Raw genomic sequence first — 19,192 nt, forward strand, 5'->3', positions numbered from 1 at the left:
GAACTGCAAGCCGTTCACATGGACAGCAACGGCCAATTCGATCCTCGAAAAACTCACCCGCCTATGCGGGCGAATTAACGGGACAGGACACTAGGACCGTTTCGTCACGGAACAGCAGATTGACCGGCGGCCCTTTATCGACAACGTAGCCGCCCGGGTTGGCATCCATCAGGTCGAGCATGGCGGTGATAGTGCCGCGGGCTTCCTTTTCCGAGTTGACCAACCCTACGAGGTAGGCGCTGAGCTGGGCCGACGACTCGTCGAAGCCCTTAGAGGCTGACCCTGCCATTGCGGCCGGCATCTGCGACTGTGCCGCTTGGATCCCGAGCTTGCCGCGGGCGGTTGCCGCCTGCAGCCCGATTTGGTAGTCGGCCGTCGCGGTCTGCCAGATCTTCAGCTTGGTCCGGGTCTGGGCCCGGATACTTGGAGATGCCAGGGAGGTCGGCGTCAACATCAGTTCGAGCTGGAGTCCAGAAACGGCTTTCGTGTACGTGGCGGCAATCGCGATCACGTCGCGGCTGTAAGCAGCCTGCGCCAGCATCAGCGGCTCCATCAGCCCCACGTGCGCGTCCTTGACCTCTTGGTCGCTCACCGCTGTGCCGGACTGGATCTTGTTGATCAGCGGCGCGGCTTTGGCCAGGGAAGCGAATGCCTGCCGATCCTCAGAGATTGCCGCATAGGTCTTGTAATTCACGCCGCCAACGACCACGAGCGAAGCCAAGACGATCGCGAAGCCCGGCGGGGTGCGAGGGATGAAGCGGAGCACAACGTACGCGAAAAGACCGTAGACCACCCATTCGCCGAACCAACCAGCGATGGCGTTTCCAACGGCTTCGTTGTCAGCCGCATGGAACTGCCAAGTCGCGGCGAACAGCCCGATCCCGACGACGGCAACGACAGCGATGGTCGTTCGGATTCGAAGGCTTAGGTTCTTGCGGGCCTCGAGGACGGCCTCCTCGGGTGTCGCAGGCCTCGCCGGGCGCTGAGCGCGCCAGCCGGCGACGGCCCACACGATGCCCCAGATGAGCACCAGCGGCAGGAAACCTAGACCGAGCACTTGGCTCGTGCGCCGGTAGTCGTCGGCAATCAAGAATACGAGACAGAGCTACACCACGGAGAGGACTAACCCGACCCGCATCTTCCAGCCGAGTTTCATGGCAATTTCCTCTGTTTTTCTCGTTGTCACCTACCTATATGTTTGCATAGTCGGCCAGGCTCAAGGGGCACAAACCGCGTGCGTACGTCAAGGACGCGCCTGCCTACGCACATGGCCAGCCACATCGACGATCTCCTGCCGCACCGTTGGCAGGCAGTGGGCCGAGCCGCCTGGCGGCAGTGCCTCGTGTACAGCCATGTTGAGTCGTGCGCTCATTCATCACTGGAAGCAGGCCTTGGCAAGGCCATCATGAAGGAAGTGACGCCCCGCGAGGATCTTGCTGCAGCCATACGCAACGACGCGCGCTTCAAATTCGCGGCCTGAGGCGGGCTGCCTGAGCCGCAGTCCAGCCGACCACAGCTTCCGGCAATCAGGACCGGTATCCATGCCGCTTCCGATTTCTCAGCGCTTCTTGCTGTTGATCCTCCACATCGCATCCTGCGAATCGCTCCCGGAGCAACGCGACACCACGCCATATCACCGTCGCAAGTAGCTCTTCGCACCGCTGTCGCTCAGGCAGTACTGCCCGCCGCGCGGACCGGTGCAGATTCGTCCGGAGCGGCATGCGCAATCACCGGCGCTCACTCCCTGCGGCGATGTCGGTGCGAGCAAGCCGCGCACCGCATCACCGCCCTGAGACCCGGTGCAGACCTTCTTCGAGCCGCTGATCGATCCGTCATTGCAGACGAACAGCGCGCCCGAGCAGTGAGCCACGCCGCCTTTGCTCCCGGAGCACGGGTAGTTGGCGGCTTCGGCGCCGAAGCTCGCCAGCCATCCACCGATCGTGAGCAGCAGCAGTGGCATCGCGCGCAGGATCCAGGCAGACGAGGCTCTCATTTCTTCTTCCTGCCGGGCGCGGGCGCGGCAACCGGCACCTGGCGCCTCGGTTGAGCGGGCGGGTGAGTGAACGTTTTCGAAGCTAACACCCGTGGGCACCGACGAGTCAGCGGGTGTTCCCTTTGCCGCCCTCGCTGACATTTGGGAACGACTCTTCACCTGAGCGATGTGATCGCCTCCGCGTGGTCAGGCGTTGGACAGGCATCGGGGCGATGTCCTGCCCCGCAGGAGATCACAGACATGACGCTTTCCCGAACCCTTCTCATCAAGCTGGCCGCCGCAGGCACGGTGGCCGCGGGTGCCTTGTTCGCCGGTGCAGCCGCCCATGCGAACCCGAACTTTTCCATCGGCATCGACCTGCCCGGCGTGGTCATCGGCCAGCCGGCACCGCCGGTCTACTACGAGCCCGCGCCCGTGTACTCGCGTCCGGCACCGACCTACTACCAGCCCGCGCCGGTGTATTCGGCCCCGGCGCCGATTTACTACGACCGTGACTCGCGTTGGGAAGAGCGGCGTGCAGAACGCCGCGCCGAGCGCTGGGAAGAACGCCGCGCGGAGCGCGCGGAATGGCGTCGCCGCCAGTGGGAGCGCGAGAACTATCGCCGCCACTATGAAGGCCGTGACTGACGCTCTTGACCGAACGCCGCCCCAAGCGCTGATGTAGGCACACGCCGACGCGCTTGACTTGCTTTATCCCGCAAGCGAGCGCCGGTGGCGCCGCGAATGTAGAGCCCTACTTAGCTCACGGAGACCTCGATCATGAAAAGCATCATCCTTTGGCTCTGCGGTGTGCCGCTCGTCGTGATCATCGGTCTGAAGATCTTCGGCATTCTTTGAGCCGGCGCGCACGCGCCTACACCTACAGATCTACGCTTCCTCCTCGCGACGCACTCGTGCGTCGTTCAAGCGCCCTTCAGCGGGCGCTTTTTTTTGGGGCGCGTTCAGTGCGTTTCGCGGCGCAGCTGCTGCACGTCTTCATGCAGCGATTGGGCCCAGGTGCGGCGCTCGCGCCCGTGCGAGTCCTGCGGCTCGCCGAAGCGCACGATGGCCAGCAAGGGCGGAGCGCGCAGCGTGTTCCACAGCGAGGCGACAAGGCTGTCGTCGTCGATGTAGCGCGGGGCCTGGCTGGTTTCGCCGGTGGCGGCATCGGCAAAGCGCAGCGCGGCAGGGAGCACGGGCGCGCCTGAAGAGATGGCCGCCTGCAGCAGGTTGGCATGAAAGGGCAGCAGCCCGCGTCCGTCGCTGGTGGTGCCCTCGGGGAACACGCCGATCATGTCGCCCTCGCGCAGGGCCTCGGTCATGTGGTGCACCACGCGCAGCGCATCGCGGCGGCGTTCGCGCTCGATGTAGAGCGAGCCCGCGCCGGTGGACAGCGTGCCGATCAGCGGCCAGTGCTTGACGCCGGCCTTCGACACGAAGCGCACATGGCGCGCCGCATGGATGGCGGTGATGTCCAGCCACGAGAGGTGGTTGCTGATGATGAGCACCGGCCCGTGCGTGGGCGGCGTGCCCTGCACCTTGAGCGCGATGCCCATGATCTCGAGCATGCGCAGCGACCATTGCTGCACGCGCGCATTGCGCTCGGCCTGCGACATCCTGGGAAAGGCGAAGCGAATCGTCCACCAGCCGGCCAGCGCATGCCCCACCGCATGCAACAGGCGCCAGCAGGCCTTGAGCGAATGAAGCATGGCCGGGCGCTGTCTTGTCTTATCCGTGGACGACGCGGCCCGCCACCAGCGTGTGGCGCGCGCGGCCTTGCACCGGGTAGCCGGCGAAGGGCGTGTGCTTGCCCTGGCTCTTGAGCGCGCCGGGCTCCACCTGCCATTCGAGCGTGGGCTCGAAGATGCAGAGGTCGGCCACGCCGCCTTCGGTGATGCGGCCGATGCCGGTTTGCGCGTCGGCCGCGCTCAGGAGCCGTGCCGGTGCCGACGTGATGACCTCGATGGCGCGCGCCAGGCCCGCGCCGCTGCGCTCGCCCCATTGCAGCGCGAGCGGCAGCAGCAGTTCGAGCCCGGTGGCGCCGGGCTCGGCTTCGGCAAAGGGCAGCGTCTTGGCGTCGGCCTCGACGGGCGTGTGGTCGGACACCAGCGCGTCGATGGTGCCGTCGGCCAGGCCCGCGGAGAGCGCGTCGCGATCGCCCTGCTGGCGCAGCGGGGGGTTCAGTCGGGCGCGGCTGTCGAAGTAGCCGATGTCGGTGTCGGCCAGGTGCAGCGAGTTGATGCTGACGTCGCAGGTGAGCGGCAGGCCCAGCGCCTTGGCTTCGCGCACCAGCGCCACGCCGCGCGCGCTGGAGATGCGGCACAGATGCACGCGGGCGCCGGTGCTCTTCATCAGTTCCACGATGGTGAAGATGGCGATGGTCTCGGCCGACACGGGCACGCCCGAGAGGCCCAGCCGCGTGGCAAGCGGGCCGCTGGCGGCCACGCCTTTGCCCAGGTCGCGGTCTTGCGGGCGCAGCCACACGGTGTAGCCGAAGGTGCTGGCGTAGAGCAGCGCGCGCTGCAGCACCTGGGTGTCCGCAAGGGGCACGTCGGCCTGGCTGAAGCCGATGCAGCCGGCTTCGGTGAGCTCGGCCATTTCCGTCAGCACGCCGCCCGCGAGGTTGCGGGTGAGCGCGCCCAGCGGAAAGAGGCGCGCGCGCTGCAGCTTTTCGGCGCGGAACTTGAGCATCTCGACCAGGCCGGGCTCGTCGAGCACGGGGTCGGTGTCGGGCGGGCACACGAGGCTGGTGACGCCGCCGGCGATGGCCGCGGCCATTTCGCTTTCGAGCATGCCTTCGTGTTCGTAGCCAGGCTCGCGCAGGCGCGCGGCCAGGTCGACGAGGCCGGGGCCGACGACGCAGTCTGCGGCGTCGATGGTGCGGTCTGGCTTGAAGCCGCTCGGCAGGTTGCCGATGCCGGCGATCTTGCCGTCGGCAATGGCGATGTCGGCCTTCTTGTCGATGCCCGAGGCGGGGTCGATAACGCGGCCGTTGGTGATCAGTGTTCTGCTCATGCTTCGTTCCCTGCGACGATGCTCATGACGGCCATGCGGACCGCGATGCCGAAGGTGACCTGCGGAAGGATCACGCTCTGCTTGCCATCAACCACCGAGGAATCGATTTCCACGCCGCGGTTGATCGGCCCCGGGTGCATCACGATCGCATCGGGCTTGGCCAGTTGCAGCTTCTCGGGGGTGAGGCCGTAGGTCTTGAAGAACTCCTGCGAAGAAGGCAGCAGCGCGCCGCTCATGCGCTCGTTCTGCAGGCGCAGCATGATGATCACGTCGCAGTCCTTGATGCCTTCTTCGAGCGTGTGGCACACGCGCACGCCCATGCCGTCCATGTCGGTGGGCACCAGGGTCTTGGGGCCGACCACGCGCACTTCGGCGCAGCCCAGCGTGGTGAGCGCATGGATGTCGGAGCGCGCCACGCGCGAGTGCAGCACGTCGCCGACGATCGCGACCGTGAGGTTCGCAAAGTCCTTCTTGTAGTGGCGGATCGTGTACATGTCGAGCAGCCCCTGCGTGGGGTGCGCGTGGCGGCCGTCGCCGGCGTTGACCACGTGAACGTGCGGTGCCACGTGCTGCGCGATGAGGTACGGCGCGCCCGATTCGCTGTGACGCACCACGAACAGATCGGCGGCCATGGCGCTCAGGTTGGCAATGGTGTCCAGCAGCGATTCGCCCTTGGTGGCCGAGGAGCGCGCGATGTCCAGGTTGATGACGTCGGCCGAGAGGCGCTTGGCCGCGATCTCGAAGGTGGTGCGGGTGCGGGTGCTGTTCTCGAAGAACAGGTTGAACACGCTCTTGCCGCGCAGCAGCGGCACCTTCTTCACTTCGCGGTCGCTCACGCTGGTGAAGTTGGCGGCGGTGTCGAGGATGTGCGTGACGATGTCCTTGGGCAGCCCCTCGATGGACAGCAGGTGGATGAGCTCGCCGTGCTTGTTGAGCTGCGGATTTCGCTTGTAGAGCATCAGCGGTTTTCCTCCACCTTGAGGCTGAAGGCGCCGTCGTCTGCACGGGCCAGGGCCAGGAGTTGCGTGTCGGGCAGCGTGAGTTTCGCGGCCGAAAAATCGGCGGCCACCGGCAGTTCGCGCCCCCCGCGATCGACCAGCACCGCCAGCCGCACGCAGGCCGGGCGGCCGAAGTCGAACAGCTCGTTGAGCACCGCGCGGATGGTGCGGCCGGTGTAGAGCACGTCGTCGAGCAAGAGCACGTCGGCGCCGTTCACGTCGAAGGGCAGCGCGGTCTGCGCGCTGGCCGAGAGGCCGCGGCGCGCGAAATCGTCGCGGTGCATGGCCGACGAAATGACGCCGGGCGCACCGGCAAGGCCCAGGTCCTTCTGCAGCCGCTCGACCAGCCAGGCGCCGCCGGAGGTGATGCCGACCAGTTTGGTTTCGGGGCGCAGCAGCGCCTTCACGCCGGCCAAAAGGCCTGTGTAGAGCGCTTCGGCATCGGGTATTGAACTCACGGGAGGCTCCTCAAAAATTGCTCCAGGATGATGCAGGCGGAGGCGGCGTCGGCGTCGCGAGCGCCTGAAGACAGCGCCTCCGTGGTGCTGTAGCGCTCGTCGACCTCGAACACCTGCAGGTTGAACCGGCCGCGCAATTGGCGCGCGAACTTCTGCGCGCGACGGGTGTTCTCGTGCGGGGCGCCGTCGGGGTGGTAAGGCACGCCGATCACCAGCGCGTCGGGCTGCCACTCCTTGATGCGGGCCTCGACCTGCGCGAAGCGGGCATCGCCCTCGGCCTTGATGGTGGCCTGCGGGGTGGCGCTTTGAAGCAGCCGGTTGCCGCTGGCCACGCCGGTGCGCTTCAGGCCGAAATCGAAGGCCAGGAAGGTCTGGAAATGGGACGGGACAGGAACGGGAACGGAAGAATCGGCGGGGGCTGGAACGTCTGGCATGACGGGGTTCATGCGTGTCCGGCGTGGGGCGACAGCTTCCAGGCTTCCAGGCCCAGCAGCATCAGTGCCTTGTCGTAGCGCTGCTCGATGGGGGTGTCGAAGATGACGGCGGGGTCGGCCAGCACGGTGAGCCAGCTGTTTTCGGCCAGTTCGGACTCCAGCTGGCCCTCGCTCCAGGCGGCGTAGCCCAGCGAGACCAGCACCTTGCGCGGGCCGGCACCGGTGGCCAGGGCCTCCAGCACGTCCTTGGAGGTGGTCATTTCCAGGCCCCCGGGGATGGTCATCGTCGAGGCGTAGACCGATTCCTCGGGCTTCTCGGCCTGGGTGAACACCGGCTCGTGCAGCACGAAGCCGCGCTCGGTCTGCATCGGGCCGCCCTGGAAGACGGGCGCCTCGCCCAGCTCGGGGCGGGCCAGGTGCAGCTCGATCTTCTCGAAGAGCACCTTGAGGTTGATGTCGCTGGGTTTGTTGATCACCAGGCCGAGCGCACCGCGCTCGCTGTGTTCGCAGAGGTACACGACGCTGCGGTTGAAAGTTTTGTCTTCCATCCCGGGCATCGCTATCAAAAAGTGATGCGTGAGGTTCATCGGGGCAGAATCGGCGGCCATATGCCTCCGATTTTACTGGCCGTCGACAAGACCTACCCCAAAGGGCTCATGTGGTTCCGCCGCGACCTGCGCGTGGACGACAACGCCGCCCTCTACCGCGCCCTGCGAGCCTGCCGGCAAGTGGTCTGCGTTTTCGTGTTCGACAAACCCATCCTGGACCCGCTGCCGTCCGCCGACCGGCGCGTGGAGTTCATCCGCGAATCGCTGCTGGAGCTGCAGGCCGAGCTGGGCGCATTGGGCGGCGGGCTGATCGTGCGGCACTCCACCGCGGTGCAGGAGATTCCCGCGCTCGCGAGCGACCTGGACGTGCAGGCCGTGTTCGCCAACCGCGACGACGAACCCGATGCGCTGGAGCGCGACGCCCAGGTGCTGGGCGCGCTGGCCAATGCGGGCATCGCCTTCCACACCTATAAAGACTCGACCGTCTTCGACCGCGACGAGGTCATGACCAAGACCGGCCAGCCCTACACGGTGTTCACGCCGTACAAGCGGGCATGGCTGGCCAAGGTGGATTCGTTCTTCCTCAAGTCGTACCCGGTGCGCAGCCATGCCGAGGCGCTGGTGCCGCCGCCGCAGGCCTACCGCGAGCCGATGCCGTCGCTGGGCGAACTGGGCTTCGAGAAGACCAACCTCTCGGCGCTGGAAATCCCGACCGGCACGCTGGGCGCCGGCGTGCTGTTCGAAGATTTCTTCGGGCGCATCGACCGCTACGAAGACGCACGCAACTTCCCCGCCGTGCGCGGCCCCAGCTACATGGGCGTGCACCTGCGCTTCGGCACGATATCGATCCGGCAGGTGGCGAGCGTGGCGCACCAGCTCTCGCTGCAGGGCAATGCGGGCGCGGCCACCTGGCTTAGCGAGCTGATCTGGCGGGACTTCTACTTCCAGATCCTGATGCACTTTCCGCATGTGCACAAAGACGGCGAATCCAAGAGCTTTCGTCCCGAGTACGACAAGATCCAGTGGCACCACGGCAAGCATGCCGACCAGCTGTTCGAGGCCTGGTGCCAGGGCCGCACCGGCTATCCGCTGGTCGATGCCGCGATGCTGCAGATCAACCAGAGCGGCTACATGCACAACCGGCTGCGCATGGTGGTGGCGAGCTTTCTGTGCAAGGACCTGGGGATCGACTGGCGGCGCGGCGAAGCCTACTTTGCCCTGCACCTGAACGACTTCGAGCTGGCCTCCAACAACGGCGGCTGGCAGTGGGCCAGCTCCAGCGGCTGCGATGCGCAGCCCTACTTCCGCATCTTCAATCCGGTGACGCAGAGCGAGCGCTTCGACCCCGAGGGCAAGTTCATCCGGCGCTACCTGCCGCAGCTGGCCGGCCTGTCGAACGCGGCCATCCATGCCCCGTGGATCGCAACGCCGGTGGAGCTGGAGGCGGCTGGCGTGACGCTGGGCGAGAACTACCCCAAGCCGGTGGTGGACCATGCCGAGGCGCGAGAGAAGACGCTGCAGCGCTACGGGGTGGCGCGGGCCAAGGCGCTTCAGAAATAAGAAAAGGCCCGAAGGCCTTTTCTTTTGACAGGGCGCCGGAGCAGCGCTCCGGGCCTGGCTGGGCGCATCAATCAGGCCGCAGCCACCAGCGCCGCCTCGCTCGTGTACGCACGCACCAGGCGCAGCAGCTCTTCTTCCGAATACGGCTTGCCCAGGTAGTGGTTCACCCCCAGCGTGCGCGCGTAGTCGCGGTGCTTCTCGGCGATGCGCGAGGTGATCATGATGATCGGCAGCTCGGCCAACGCGGCGTCCGCGCGGATGTTGCGGGCCAGGTCGAAGCCGTCCATGCGCGGCATTTCGATGTCCGACAGCACCACGGCCGGGCGCTCCTGCTGCAGCCGTTCGAGCGCCTGCAGGCCGTCGGCCGCGAGCGACACGCGATAGCCTTCGCGCTGCAGCAGGCGCTGCGTGACGCGGCGCACGGTGATGGAGTCGTCCACCACCAGCACCAGCGGCACCAGGGGCGCGGCCGGGGCCAGCATCGGCAGCGGCTCATGCGGCACACCCTGCTCGGCAGCCGCCGCGGCGGACTGCGCCTGCACCGCGAGCGCGGCGGCCTGGCGCTTGCGCGCCTGATCGCCATGCACCGAGGCCAGCGCCACCGGGTTGTAGAGCAGCGCCACCGCGCCCGAAGCCAGCACCGAGATGCCGGCCAGGCCGGGCAGACGTGCGAGCTGCGGCCCGAGGTTCTTCACCACCACTTCCTGGTTGCCCAGCACTTCGTCCACGTGCAGCGCAATGCGCTGTGCCGCGCTTCGCACGACCACGAGGGTGTTGTTCTTGGCGGCCGTGTGCTCGCTGCGGGTCGATGCCTGCAGCAGCGCGCCGGCCCAGTAGAACGGGACCTGCTCGGTGCCGAAGGGATGGCTGCCGTGGAGGTAGGCCGCTTCGAGCTCGGCGCCGCCCACACGCTGCACCAGTTCCACCAGGTTGGACGGCACGCCGATCGAGACCTCGCCGGCACGCAGCATCACCACGTGCGTCACCGCGGTGGTCAGCGGCAGCACCAGCTTGAAGGTGGTGCCCTGGCCCGGCGTGCTGTGCGTTTCGATGCGGCCGCCGAGCGCCGCGATCTGCGCGCGCACCACGTCCATGCCGATGCCGCGTCCGGACAGCTCGGAGACCTGTCCGGCCGTCGAGAAGCCGGGCTTGAAGATCAGCTCGGTCGCTTCTTCGGGCGTGAGTTCCTTGTCGTCGGCGAGCAGGCCGAGTGCGCGGGCGCGCTCGGCGATGCGCTTCTGGTCGAGGCCGGCGCCGTCGTCGCGGAAGCTCACCGAGACGTCGTTGCCTTCGTGGTGCAGGTCGATGACGATGAGGCCGCTGGCGTCCTTGCCGGACTTCTCGCGCACCGCGGCGTCTTCGATGCCGTGCGCCACGCAGTTGCGCAGCAGGTGCTCGAAGGCGGGCGTCATCCGGTCGAGCACGCCGCGGTCCATTTCGATGGAGCCGCCGACGATGTCCAGGCGCACCTGCTTGCCGGTGTCCTTGGACGCCTGGCGCACCACGCGGTAGAGGCGGTCGGAGATGCCTTCGAACTCCACCATGCGCGTGCGCAGCAGGCCGCGCTGCAGTTCACGGGTCTGGCGTGCCTGGACGCTCAAATCGTCTTCCGTGGCCTGCACCGTCTTTTGCAGCGTGCGCTGCACGGTGGCCACGTCGTTCACCGACTCGGCCATCATGCGGGTGAGTTCCTGCACGCGGGTGAAGCGGTCGAATTCGAGCGGGTCGAAGCTCTGCTGCGAATCCTTGGCTTGCGCCAGGCGGGACTGCATCTGGCTTTCGGCCTGCACTTCGATGTCGCGCAGCTGCTGGCGCAGGCGGTCCAGGTTGCCCGTGAGGTCGGACAGCGAGCCGCGCAGCTGGCCGAGTTCGGCTTCCAGGCGCGAGCGCGTGATGATGACCTCGCCGGTCTGCGCGACCAGGCGGTCGAGCAACTGGGTGCGAATGCGCACGGCCTGGCCCGATGCGGCGCGCAGCGGGGCGAGCAGCGCGGGCGCCGGACGGGGCTGCAGCATGGCCGGGGCGGCCGGCTTGTCCTCGGCGGCTTCGTCTTCGGCCGGATCGATGAAGGCGATGGCGTCTTCGTCGTTCGCCGAAACGCCGACATCGGCCGGCGCACCGGCGGCACCGGCTGCGGTGGCCGCGGCCACCAGCTGCGCCATTTCGACCTGGGTGGCGTCGTCCGCCGCACGCAGTGCGTCGAAGGTGGCCTGCAGGTTGTCCAGACGGGTCAGCAGTTTTTCGATGTCGGCCCGCTCTGCCCCCTGGGAACCCAGGATTTCGATTTCGGACTCCATGCGGTGGGCGCGTTCGCCCAGGCGCATGGCGCCGGCCAGGCGCGCACTGCCCTTGAGGGTGTGCAGCGTGCGCAGCACCGAGGCGCGCGGCGCGCTGTCGTCGGGGTGGTTGGACCACTGGCGAAGCGCCTCGCCCAGCTGGGGCATGAGTTCAGCGGCTTCTTCCTCGAAGATCGGGAACAGGTCGATGTCGACCGCGTCGGCCACGTCGATGGTGTCTTCGGAATCGTCCAGCGCCACATCGGCATAGCTGTCGGAGGACACCACCTGGTGGACCGGGCGGCTCTCGCTGCGCGCGGCCGCTTCGGGCGGCATGGGCGCGGCGGCGATGTCGCGCAGTGCCTGGAGCGTGCCTTCGGCCGGATCGCGCAGGAAGCCCACGGCGAACTGGTGCAGCAGGCGGCGCAGCTCGTCGGCCGCGGCGACCAGCACCACACCCTGTTCGCGGGTGCCGCTGCCCTGCATCTGCAGATGCTGCAGCGCCGATTCGAGCAGGCGCGCCATGCCCGAGAGGCTGTGAAAGCCCACGGTGGCCGAGCTGCCGGCCAGCGAATGCGCGAGCGCGACGGTGGAGTCGGGCAGGCGCTCGTGCGATTCGAGCGCCCACTCGCCCACGTCGGTGGCCAGCTGCCTGGACCACTCGTCGGCTTCGTTGAGGTAGACGTTGTAGAGCGCAATGCCGATGCGCAGCGGACCGATGACCTTGACCTGGTCTTCGGCGCTGGACGAGACGGCGATTTCTTCTTCGACGGGTTCGGGCGCGGTGACGGCTTCCGTTGCAGGCTCCGGCTCCGGTGCGAGCTCCAGTTCAGGCACTTCTTCGGCGACGACGACCGGCGACTCGGCAACGGCTTCGGCCGGTGCTTCGACGGCGGCAGCAACGGGTTCGGGCTCCGGCGTCAGATCCAGTTCGAGCGCCAGTTCCGGCAGGGAGACGGGCTCCTCGAGCGGCGGCAGCGACATGTCGTTGGTCGCCGGTTCGTCTGCCCGCACAGGCAGGGGCACGGGGTCCCAGGCGAAATCGGGCAGGCCGGTCGCTGTGGGCACGGCGGCTTCGATGGACGGCAGCTCGGCTTCGGGCTCAGGCTCCGGCTGCGCGGCGACCGGTTGCGCGGGCGCCGGGGTCTTGGCGGGCGCAAGGAAGTCGAACTCCTCGACGTCGGGCAGCGACACGAGCGGTGCGGGCTCGGTGGTCTGCTTGTCGAAATCGAGAAAGTCGGTCGAGGTGAAATCGTCGTCGCCTTCGGAGGCATCGGGCCTGGACGGCTCGTCGAGCGCGGGCAGGTCGAAGACGGGGTCGGCGGCGGCGGGAGCCTGCACCGGCGTGTCCGGCAGGAACGACAGATCGGGCAGCGGCGGGAGCTCGGGCTCGGCGGCGATGTGGCGGGCGGCCACGGCCAGCTGCTCGGCATCGGCCATGCGCACTGGCGGCGGCACGGGCTCGCCGGCCATCAGCGCATCGGCAACGCGGCTGAACGGGCCGGCTTGCCAGGAATGGGCCTCGCCCGAGGCGATGGCTTCGACCCACTGGCCGAAGTCGCGCAGCGTGCGCTCGGTGGCCGACAGCAGCTCGGGTGTGGCGGCGCGCTGGTCGGCCAGCCAGGTGTTGAGCACCTGTTCGAGCGACCAGGCGGCATCGCCAAAGGCGGTGAGGCCGACCATGCGGGAGCTGCCCTTGAGCGTGTGGAACGCGCGGCGCAGGATGGTGAGCTCGTCGGTGTCGTCGGGGCGCTCGCCGAGCGCGGTGATCGCGGCCAGGCCGTTGTGCACCACCTCGCGGGCTTCGTCCAGGAAGATGTTCTGCAGGTCGTCTTCTTCGAGCTCGGTGACCTCGGTGTCGGGCAGCGCGCCCGGACCGGTGATCTTGGAGGTCCAGCTCTCGGCCTTGCGGCTGAATTCTTCCAGCGGCGACGGCTTGGTCTTCTTGGCGGGCGTGGCAAGCGCCGCGAGCTTGGAGGCGATCTGCGCATCGACGTCATCGATGCTGAGCACCGGCGAGGCGGCCGGCGCCTGGGCTTCGGGCTCGCCGCCGTCGGCGGCATGGCGGCCCATGAGCGGCTTGAGTTCGCCGGCTTCGGTGTCGAACACGAACAGGCGCTTGGCCAGCGCCGGCTGGTAGCCCAGCATGTCGATCAGGAAGCCCAGCGCGCCCAGGTTGTTGCCCAGCGCATCGAAGCCGGCCATTTCCTCGGCCGGCGAGGTGCTGACCAGCATCGCCTCGACGTCTTCGCGCATGCGCTGCACGGTGAGCGCGGCCTGGTCCAGGCCGAGCACCGAGAACACGCCGCGCATCTGCATGAGTTGCGTCGGCACGGTGCGTAGCAGGCCCTTTTCGGCGGGGCGACGGAAATACTGGTCGAGCGACTTCTCGAGTTCGCTCAGGTGGCTGCGCAGCTCGTCGACCACGGTGCCCATGGTCTGGCGGTCGCTGACGCGGCGGTACAGGTCTTCCATCCACGGCTCGAGCGGCTCGGAATGGCCGCCGGCGCGCACGCGCTCGATACGGCCTGCCAGCTGCAGGGTGCGGGCGGTGAGTTGCGGATCGCTGGGGTCCAGGTCTTCGAGCGCGGCTTCCAGGTAGAGCACCGAGGTGGCGACTTCCATCGCGAGTTCGGTGTCGGGCGGCTGGCCCGAGCGCACCGAGGCGTCGACCGCGTGGCTCAGCGCCTCGACCATCGGCAGGCTCGGCGGATGCAGCTTCTGCAGCGATTCGCCCAGTTGCACGAAGGTGTCGGCCACCTGGCGCGTGCGGGTGATGTCGCCGCCCGAGAGCGCCGACCACATTTCCTTGGCGGTCTCGATGCGCTTGCGTGCCTGTTGCAGCACCAGCGGATCGAAGCGGCCGAACTGCTCGACGGTGTAGTCGATGCGCTGTTCGCCGGCCACGCCCCAGGCGTTGCGCACGGTGCGCAGCGTGGTGGCTTCGTCGCGCGAAGTGGGCACGGCCTGCGCGCAGAAGAACAGCAGGTCCTGGCCGAGGCGGTCGGACACCAGGCTGTCGCCGCGCGCGAGCGTGGCGTACTGCATGAGCACGCGCGTGGCGGCACGCTTCACATAGGAATCGGCGGGAATCAGGCCCAGCGCCAGGGCTTCGAAAAAGCCCGCGGCCAGGGTCCAGAAGCTGACGACGCGGGGCAGCAGCGCGCCGCGTCCGAGCCCCAGGCACAGGCCCTGAAGGCGCTTGGCGGCCTCCAGGTCACCGCTCTTGACCAGCTGCAGCACGCCGCGGTCCAGCTTGGAGCGAACGGCCGGGTCGTAGGCGATGGCGGCCTGCGTCAGCGGCGGCCTGGCCTCGGCCCAGCGCCATGCGGTGGTCCACAGGTCCGCCGGGTGCACGCGCTCGTTGCCGCCCAGCTCCAGCACATCGCGGTACTGGGGAAACAGCGCGACCGGCGACACGGGCTTGCCGGCCAGCAGGGCCTGCAGGAAATCGGTGACGGCGAAGCCGGCACGTTCGATCTTGACGACCGCGCTTTCGGTGCAGCGCTGCGGTTCGGCAATGAAGCCCTGCACCGCGAACTCGATGGCGCCGAGCACCAGCGCGGGCGACGAATGCCCCACCATCTGCAGCGCACCGACGGTCTGGTGCAGTTGCTGGCGGGCCATTTGCAGCGGGCCGCTCTCGGGCTCCGTCGCGCCGCCCACGTCGCGCAGGTAGCGCCGCAACGACTTGCCCACACCGTCGAGGGATTTCTGGATTTCTCCCAGCACCCAGGCCAATGGCCCCAGGTCTTCGGTGGCCGGCGGGTTGCCGGCGATGGGGGCCGTGGCAGGGTTTTGGATCGACACGTTGATTGCTCGCCGTTCTTTGACTATCAGTTTTCCACTGGGCGCTGCGCGCCCTGAATGCATACAGCCGTCGCGGTCACTTCAAGGAACACCGCGGAACCGGCTTTGCCGGGCCGCTGGTGTTGCCCCCGAAAGGGCGGTGTCGAAGTGACACGAAGTGCGCGAAGACTGAGGGAGAGCTTCATCAGGCAATCTTGAAACGGGCGACCGAGCGGCGCAGTTCTTCAGCCATCTGCGACAGTTCGCGCACCTGCTGGGCCGTGGTACGCGTACCTTCGCCGGTCTGCTCGGTCACCGCAAAAATGTGCTGGATGTTGGCAGCCACCACGTTGGCCGAATCGGCTTCGCGGGAGGCGGACTGCGAAATCTGCTCGATCAGCTCGGCGAGGCGGCGGGACACCCGGTCAATCTCGGTCAGCGCGGTACCTGCGTTGTCGGACAGCTTGGCCCCTTCGACCACACCCTGCGTGGAGCGCTCCATGGCGCCCACCGCGTCTTGGGTGTCGGTCTGAATCGCCTTCACCAGCGCCGAAATCTGGCGCGTGGCGTCCGCGGAGCGTTCGGCCAGTCGCTGAACTTCTTCGGCCACCACCGAGAAGCCCCGGCCGGCTTCACCGGCGGATGCGGCCTGGATGGCGGCGTTGAGCGCCAGCACGTTCGTCTGTTCGGTAATGTCCGAGATCAGTTCGGTGATTTCGCCAATTTCCTGCGACGACTCGCCCAGGCGCTTGATCCGCTTGGAGGTTTCCTGGATCTGGTCGCGGATGGAGTTCATACCGCCGATGGCGTTCTGCACGGCCTGCAGGCCCGACGACGCCGCTTGCAGCGACTGGCGCGCCACCGTGGCGGACTCTTGCGCTTGCGTGGACACGCCGTTGATTCGCTCGGCCATGGTCAGCACCGACTGGCCGGTTTCGCGAATTTCGCGCAGCTGTTCGGTCGAGGCGGCGAGCAGTTCGGTCGAGGTGCTTTCCACCTGCGACGTCGTTTGCGCCACGCGGGTGGCCGTGTTCTGCACGTTGCCCACCAGCAGACGCAGTTCTTCCACCGTGTAGTTCACCGAGTCGGCGATGGCGCCGGTGATGTCCTCCGTCACGGTGGCTTCCTGCGTCAGGTCGCCTTCGGCCACTGTCTGCAGTTCGTTCATCAGCCGAAGAATGGCGGCCTGGTTGGCGTTGTTGACGCGGCCCGCTTCTTCGGAATTCTGCTCGGCAGCCAGACGTTCGCGTTCGGCGACGGCGGCACGTTCGCGGCCTTCGCGCACCTGCACGTAACCGATGGCGCCGGCCAGCGCCAGGGCGGCCAGCGACAGCACGAACAGCAGCACGATCGTTCCGGCGCCCAGGCCGGTGCGGGCCGAGAGCTTGTCCTGCAGGTCGCCGAGCGAGGTGCGCAGCGGTTCGCTGTCGGTCAGGATGGAGGCCTGCGCTTCGCGCGCCGCCACCAGGCCCTGCAGGTTGCCCAGAATGGCGGACGCCTGCGTGCGCATCTGCTCGTAGGTCTTCAGGATGGCTTCGAGCTGCTCGCGGGTCTGCGGGTCCTTGGAGCCGGGGAAGCGCTGCTGCGCATTGCCGTCCAGCAGGCCACGGGTGGTTTCCTGGAAGGTGTTCAGGTCCTTGCCGAGCAGGAACACGGCGTCGGGGTTCACACCCTCGACCGTGAAGAACTCGTTGGTCGACTTGCCGATGCGCTGCGTGAGCATCACCAGCTGGCCGGCGGCCGAGATTTCAGGCAGCGAGGCGTTCTGCTGCATCTTCAGCGAAGCGACGGTTTCCGTCATTTCGAGCAGCGTGGACGACTGCTGGTTGATGTCGCGCAAGGCGGCACCCACCTGGGTCAGGATCTGGCGCTGCGCCAGCACGGCCTTGGCGCTGGCATCGGCGCGGGCGACGAGCGGGTTGATCTTGTTCATCTCCTCGTCGTACTGGTTGCCCACGCGCTCCAGGCGCAGGGCCTCGTCGCCGTTGGTAAGACCTGCGACACGGCGCGAGAGATCGTCCGAGCTGTCCTTGACTTCGACGAACGCCGCGGCGTTGCCGACCAGGGCCTGCGAGATCGACTTGGCCAGACGCTGCGACTGCATCAGCGACTGGCCGGTGGCCGCCACCTGCTGCGCCAGGCGCTCCGAGCGAAGAATGGCGGAGCCGGCCACCAGGAGCAGCAGCAGCACCACGACCGCCAGCATGATCGCCAGGATCCGCTGTTGCTTGGCGGGATTGGCGCCGGCTCGCCCGACGGGCGGCACCGCCTCGAGGGCGGCCGCGTCGAGCGCATCGGGCGCCTCGCTACCGGCGATTCCGTCGATATCGGCAAAGCCGGACGACGGGACGGCTGCGGCAGAGCTGTCGCTCTTCCTCACCAGACGCACGGTTTTCTCGTCCGGGACCTGGACCGTATCGACATCGTCGAGCGATATCGAACCGGAGCCGTCGACGCGGGCCTTGTCGTTCCCGTTCTCGGGCAGTAATTTCTTGAACTTGTCGGCGATCGAGCTCACGGTCGGTCCTTCGGGTGGTTGCCAGTGCGGTGCCGAAGCACTACGCACCAATACTCAAAAACTGGGGTTGCTGCGAAAGCGCTTGCAGGTTGACTTCCTGCCAGCGCTCACCTGCTGCGTCGGTGTACAGATGCCCATGCCAGGCAGGTGCGGCTGCGCCGGGAGGCTCGGACGCCGTGAAGGCCTCCGCACCCCGCAACCCCGCCAGTCGGTCGACCAGCAGTGCGCAGTTGACTTCGAGCAGCTCGTTGAAAGCAACGAGCCGCGATTGCATGCGCGCCGCCTCGGTGGCGGCCGGCGCGCCCGCACCGCCCGAGGCGAACGCCGAAAGCTGCACGACGCCATAGAGGCCGCCGCGCAGGTTGGCGACGCCGAGGAACCAGGGTTCCGTGTAGGGCACGGGCTGGGGCGGCGTCCAGGGAAAGATTTCGCCGGCATGGCCGAGCGGAAAGAGGTAGCGGCCCTCGCCCGCTTCGACCGCGAGCCAGGACGCGGCCACGCCTGTCGTGCGCGCAGCCTGCAGACGGCTTGCAAGCCGGGACTGGAAGGCTCTGAGAGCGTCGCGATTCGCCATGGACTCAGCCGACTCCTGCTCAGGCCAGCGCGCTGATCTTGGACATCAGATCGGCCGCGTTGACCGGCTTCACGATGTAGTCGCGCGCGCCCTGGCGCATGCCCCAGACGCGGTCGGTTTCCTGGTTCTTGCTGGTGCAGAGAATGATCGGGATCGCGGCGTACTTGGGATCGCGGGCAATGGCGCGCGTGAGCTGAAAGCCGTTCTGGCCGGGCATGACCACGTCCATGAGGATCAGGTCGGGCTGGTCTTCTTCCAGGCGGCGCATGGCGTCGTCGGCGTTTTCGGCCGTCTTCACGGCAAAGCCGTTCTTCTGGAGAAGGTCGGTCAAGAACACCAATTCGGTCTTGGAGTCGTCGACGACGAGGATTTTTCGAATAGGCATTACTGCACTTCCTGTTGAACGATGCCAAACTGCTGCACGGCCTGCAGCAACTGGTCTTTGGTGAAAGGCTTGGTCAGATAGTCTTGCGACCCGACCATGCGGCCGCGGGCCTTGTCGAATACACCGTCTTTCGAAGACAGCATGACGACCGGAACCTTGGAAAAATGAGCATTGCGCTTGATGATGGCGCAGGTCTGGTAGCCGTCGAGACGCGGCATGAGGATGTCGCAGAAAATCAGATGCGGCTTGTGGTCGTTAACCTTGGAGAGCGCATCGAAACCGTCTTCCGCGAGAAGAACCTCGTGCCCGCCCTGCTTCAGAAAAATTTCGGCACTGCGCCGGATGGTGTTGCTGTCATCGATGACAAGCACCTTGTAACCTGATCCATTCGGGCCCATTGCAAACGCTCCTGCTCATGAGACTTGGATGCCCGCCGCGCCGTACATCGACGCAGATCGCGTAGCCCTATGCCATCTTTCAGATTTCAACCATTTCGAAGTCTTCCTTGCGCGCACCGCACTCAGGACAGGTCCAGTTCATCGGAACATCAGCCCAGGCCGTGCCTGCTGCGATCCCGTCTTCCGGTACACCCACTGCTTCGTCATAGATCCACCCACAAATCAGGCACATCCAAGTTTTCGTATTCATCGGAGCTTAAAGTCCTT

General features: G+C 67.1%; 17 protein-coding genes. 3 read left to right on the forward strand and 14 right to left on the reverse strand.

Annotated elements, in window-relative coordinates; all coding sequences use genetic code 11:
- Positions 1–61: 61 nt before the first annotated feature.
- Positions 62–1,090 carry a hypothetical protein gene (locus tag ABIC90_RS24055; protein ID WP_354358645.1) on the reverse strand — a complete coding sequence of 343 codons (1,029 nt, stop codon included), beginning with the start codon at positions 1,088–1,090 and terminating at the stop codon, positions 62–64.
- Positions 1,091–1,267: 177 nt separating this feature from the next.
- Here ABIC90_RS24055 and ABIC90_RS24060 point away from each other — a divergent pair, with 177 nt between their 5' ends.
- Positions 1,268–1,480 (forward strand): hypothetical protein, encoded by a 213-nt coding sequence (locus ABIC90_RS24060; RefSeq protein ID WP_354358647.1) that lies wholly within the window; start codon positions 1,268–1,270, stop codon positions 1,478–1,480.
- 153 nt (positions 1,481–1,633) lie between these two features.
- Here the strand turns inward: ABIC90_RS24060 and ABIC90_RS24065 are convergent, their stop codons facing one another.
- Entirely contained in the window at positions 1,634–1,993 is a 360-nt protein-coding gene (locus ABIC90_RS24065; protein WP_354358649.1) for a hypothetical protein, read from the reverse strand.
- Between the two features lie 240 nt (positions 1,994–2,233).
- Between ABIC90_RS24065 and ABIC90_RS24070 the strand changes: the two genes are divergently transcribed.
- Positions 2,234–2,620: a hypothetical protein gene (locus ABIC90_RS24070; protein WP_354358651.1), complete on the forward strand. Its 387-nt coding sequence runs from the start codon at positions 2,234–2,236 to the stop codon at positions 2,618–2,620.
- A 314-nt stretch (positions 2,621–2,934) separates the two neighbouring features.
- Here ABIC90_RS24070 and ABIC90_RS24075 read toward each other — a convergent pair whose 3' ends face one another.
- Genes ABIC90_RS24075 through ABIC90_RS24100 form a run of 6 tightly spaced genes read right to left on the reverse strand, consistent with a single transcriptional unit; the run spans position 2,935 to position 7,485 of the window.
- Positions 2,935–3,681: a lysophospholipid acyltransferase family protein gene (locus ABIC90_RS24075; protein ID WP_354358653.1), complete on the reverse strand. Its 747-nt coding sequence runs from the start codon at positions 3,679–3,681 to the stop codon at positions 2,935–2,937.
- Positions 3,682–3,700: 19 nt separating this feature from the next.
- A complete protein-coding gene (locus ABIC90_RS24080) occupies positions 3,701–4,987 on the reverse strand; it encodes a dihydroorotase (RefSeq protein ID WP_354358655.1) in 1,287 nt (428 codons plus the stop codon).
- Positions 4,984–5,946, reverse strand: coding sequence for an aspartate carbamoyltransferase catalytic subunit (locus ABIC90_RS24085; protein WP_354358657.1), 963 nt, complete (start codon positions 5,944–5,946; stop codon positions 4,984–4,986). The genes ABIC90_RS24080 and ABIC90_RS24085 overlap by 4 nt, the downstream gene beginning before the upstream one ends.
- Positions 5,946–6,443 (reverse strand): bifunctional pyr operon transcriptional regulator/uracil phosphoribosyltransferase PyrR, encoded by a 498-nt coding sequence (gene pyrR, locus ABIC90_RS24090; protein ID WP_354358659.1) that lies wholly within the window; start codon positions 6,441–6,443, stop codon positions 5,946–5,948. The genes ABIC90_RS24085 and pyrR overlap by 1 nt, the downstream gene beginning before the upstream one ends.
- Positions 6,440–6,877, reverse strand: coding sequence for a Holliday junction resolvase RuvX (gene ruvX, locus ABIC90_RS24095; RefSeq protein ID WP_436318244.1), 438 nt, complete (start codon positions 6,875–6,877; stop codon positions 6,440–6,442). Before ruvX ends, pyrR begins: the two co-directional genes overlap by 4 nt.
- Positions 6,878–6,885: 8 nt before the next feature.
- On the reverse strand, positions 6,886–7,485 hold the full coding sequence (locus ABIC90_RS24100; RefSeq protein ID WP_354358663.1) for a YqgE/AlgH family protein: 600 nt from the start codon (positions 7,483–7,485) through the stop codon (positions 6,886–6,888).
- Here ABIC90_RS24100 and ABIC90_RS24105 point away from each other — a divergent pair, their 5' ends adjacent.
- Complete coding sequence (locus ABIC90_RS24105) at positions 7,486–8,985, forward strand: cryptochrome/photolyase family protein (RefSeq protein ID WP_354358665.1); 1,500 nt, start codon at positions 7,486–7,488, stop codon at positions 8,983–8,985.
- A 71-nt stretch (positions 8,986–9,056) separates the two neighbouring features.
- On the opposite strand, the gene ABIC90_RS24110 is transcribed toward ABIC90_RS24105, so the two are convergent.
- The 6 genes from ABIC90_RS24110 to ABIC90_RS24135 form a co-directional block, all read right to left on the reverse strand.
- The gene (locus ABIC90_RS24110) at positions 9,057–15,071 is read right to left on the reverse strand and encodes an Hpt domain-containing protein (protein ID WP_354358667.1); all 6,015 of its coding nucleotides are present in this window, start codon (positions 15,069–15,071) and stop codon (positions 9,057–9,059) included.
- 184 nt (positions 15,072–15,255) lie between these two features.
- Positions 15,256–17,568, reverse strand: coding sequence for a methyl-accepting chemotaxis protein (locus ABIC90_RS24115; RefSeq protein WP_354358669.1), 2,313 nt, complete (start codon positions 17,566–17,568; stop codon positions 15,256–15,258).
- A gap of 40 nt (positions 17,569–17,608) precedes the next feature.
- Entirely contained in the window at positions 17,609–18,142 is a 534-nt protein-coding gene (locus ABIC90_RS24120; protein WP_354358671.1) for a chemotaxis protein CheW, read from the reverse strand.
- Positions 18,143–18,161: 19 nt separating this feature from the next.
- On the reverse strand, positions 18,162–18,527 hold the full coding sequence (locus tag ABIC90_RS24125; protein WP_013543587.1) for a response regulator: 366 nt from the start codon (positions 18,525–18,527) through the stop codon (positions 18,162–18,164).
- Positions 18,527–18,925, reverse strand: a complete 399-nt coding sequence (locus ABIC90_RS24130) for a response regulator (RefSeq protein ID WP_013543588.1) — start codon at positions 18,923–18,925, stop codon at positions 18,527–18,529. The genes ABIC90_RS24125 and ABIC90_RS24130 overlap by 1 nt, the downstream gene beginning before the upstream one ends.
- A gap of 79 nt (positions 18,926–19,004) precedes the next feature.
- Entirely contained in the window at positions 19,005–19,175 is a 171-nt protein-coding gene (locus tag ABIC90_RS24135; RefSeq protein WP_007838397.1) for a rubredoxin, read from the reverse strand.
- Between the last annotated feature and the right edge of the window lie 17 nt (positions 19,176–19,192).

It is taken from the genome of Variovorax boronicumulans (assembly GCF_040544675.1).
Lineage (GTDB): Bacteria > Pseudomonadota > Gammaproteobacteria > Burkholderiales > Burkholderiaceae_C > Variovorax > Variovorax boronicumulans_D.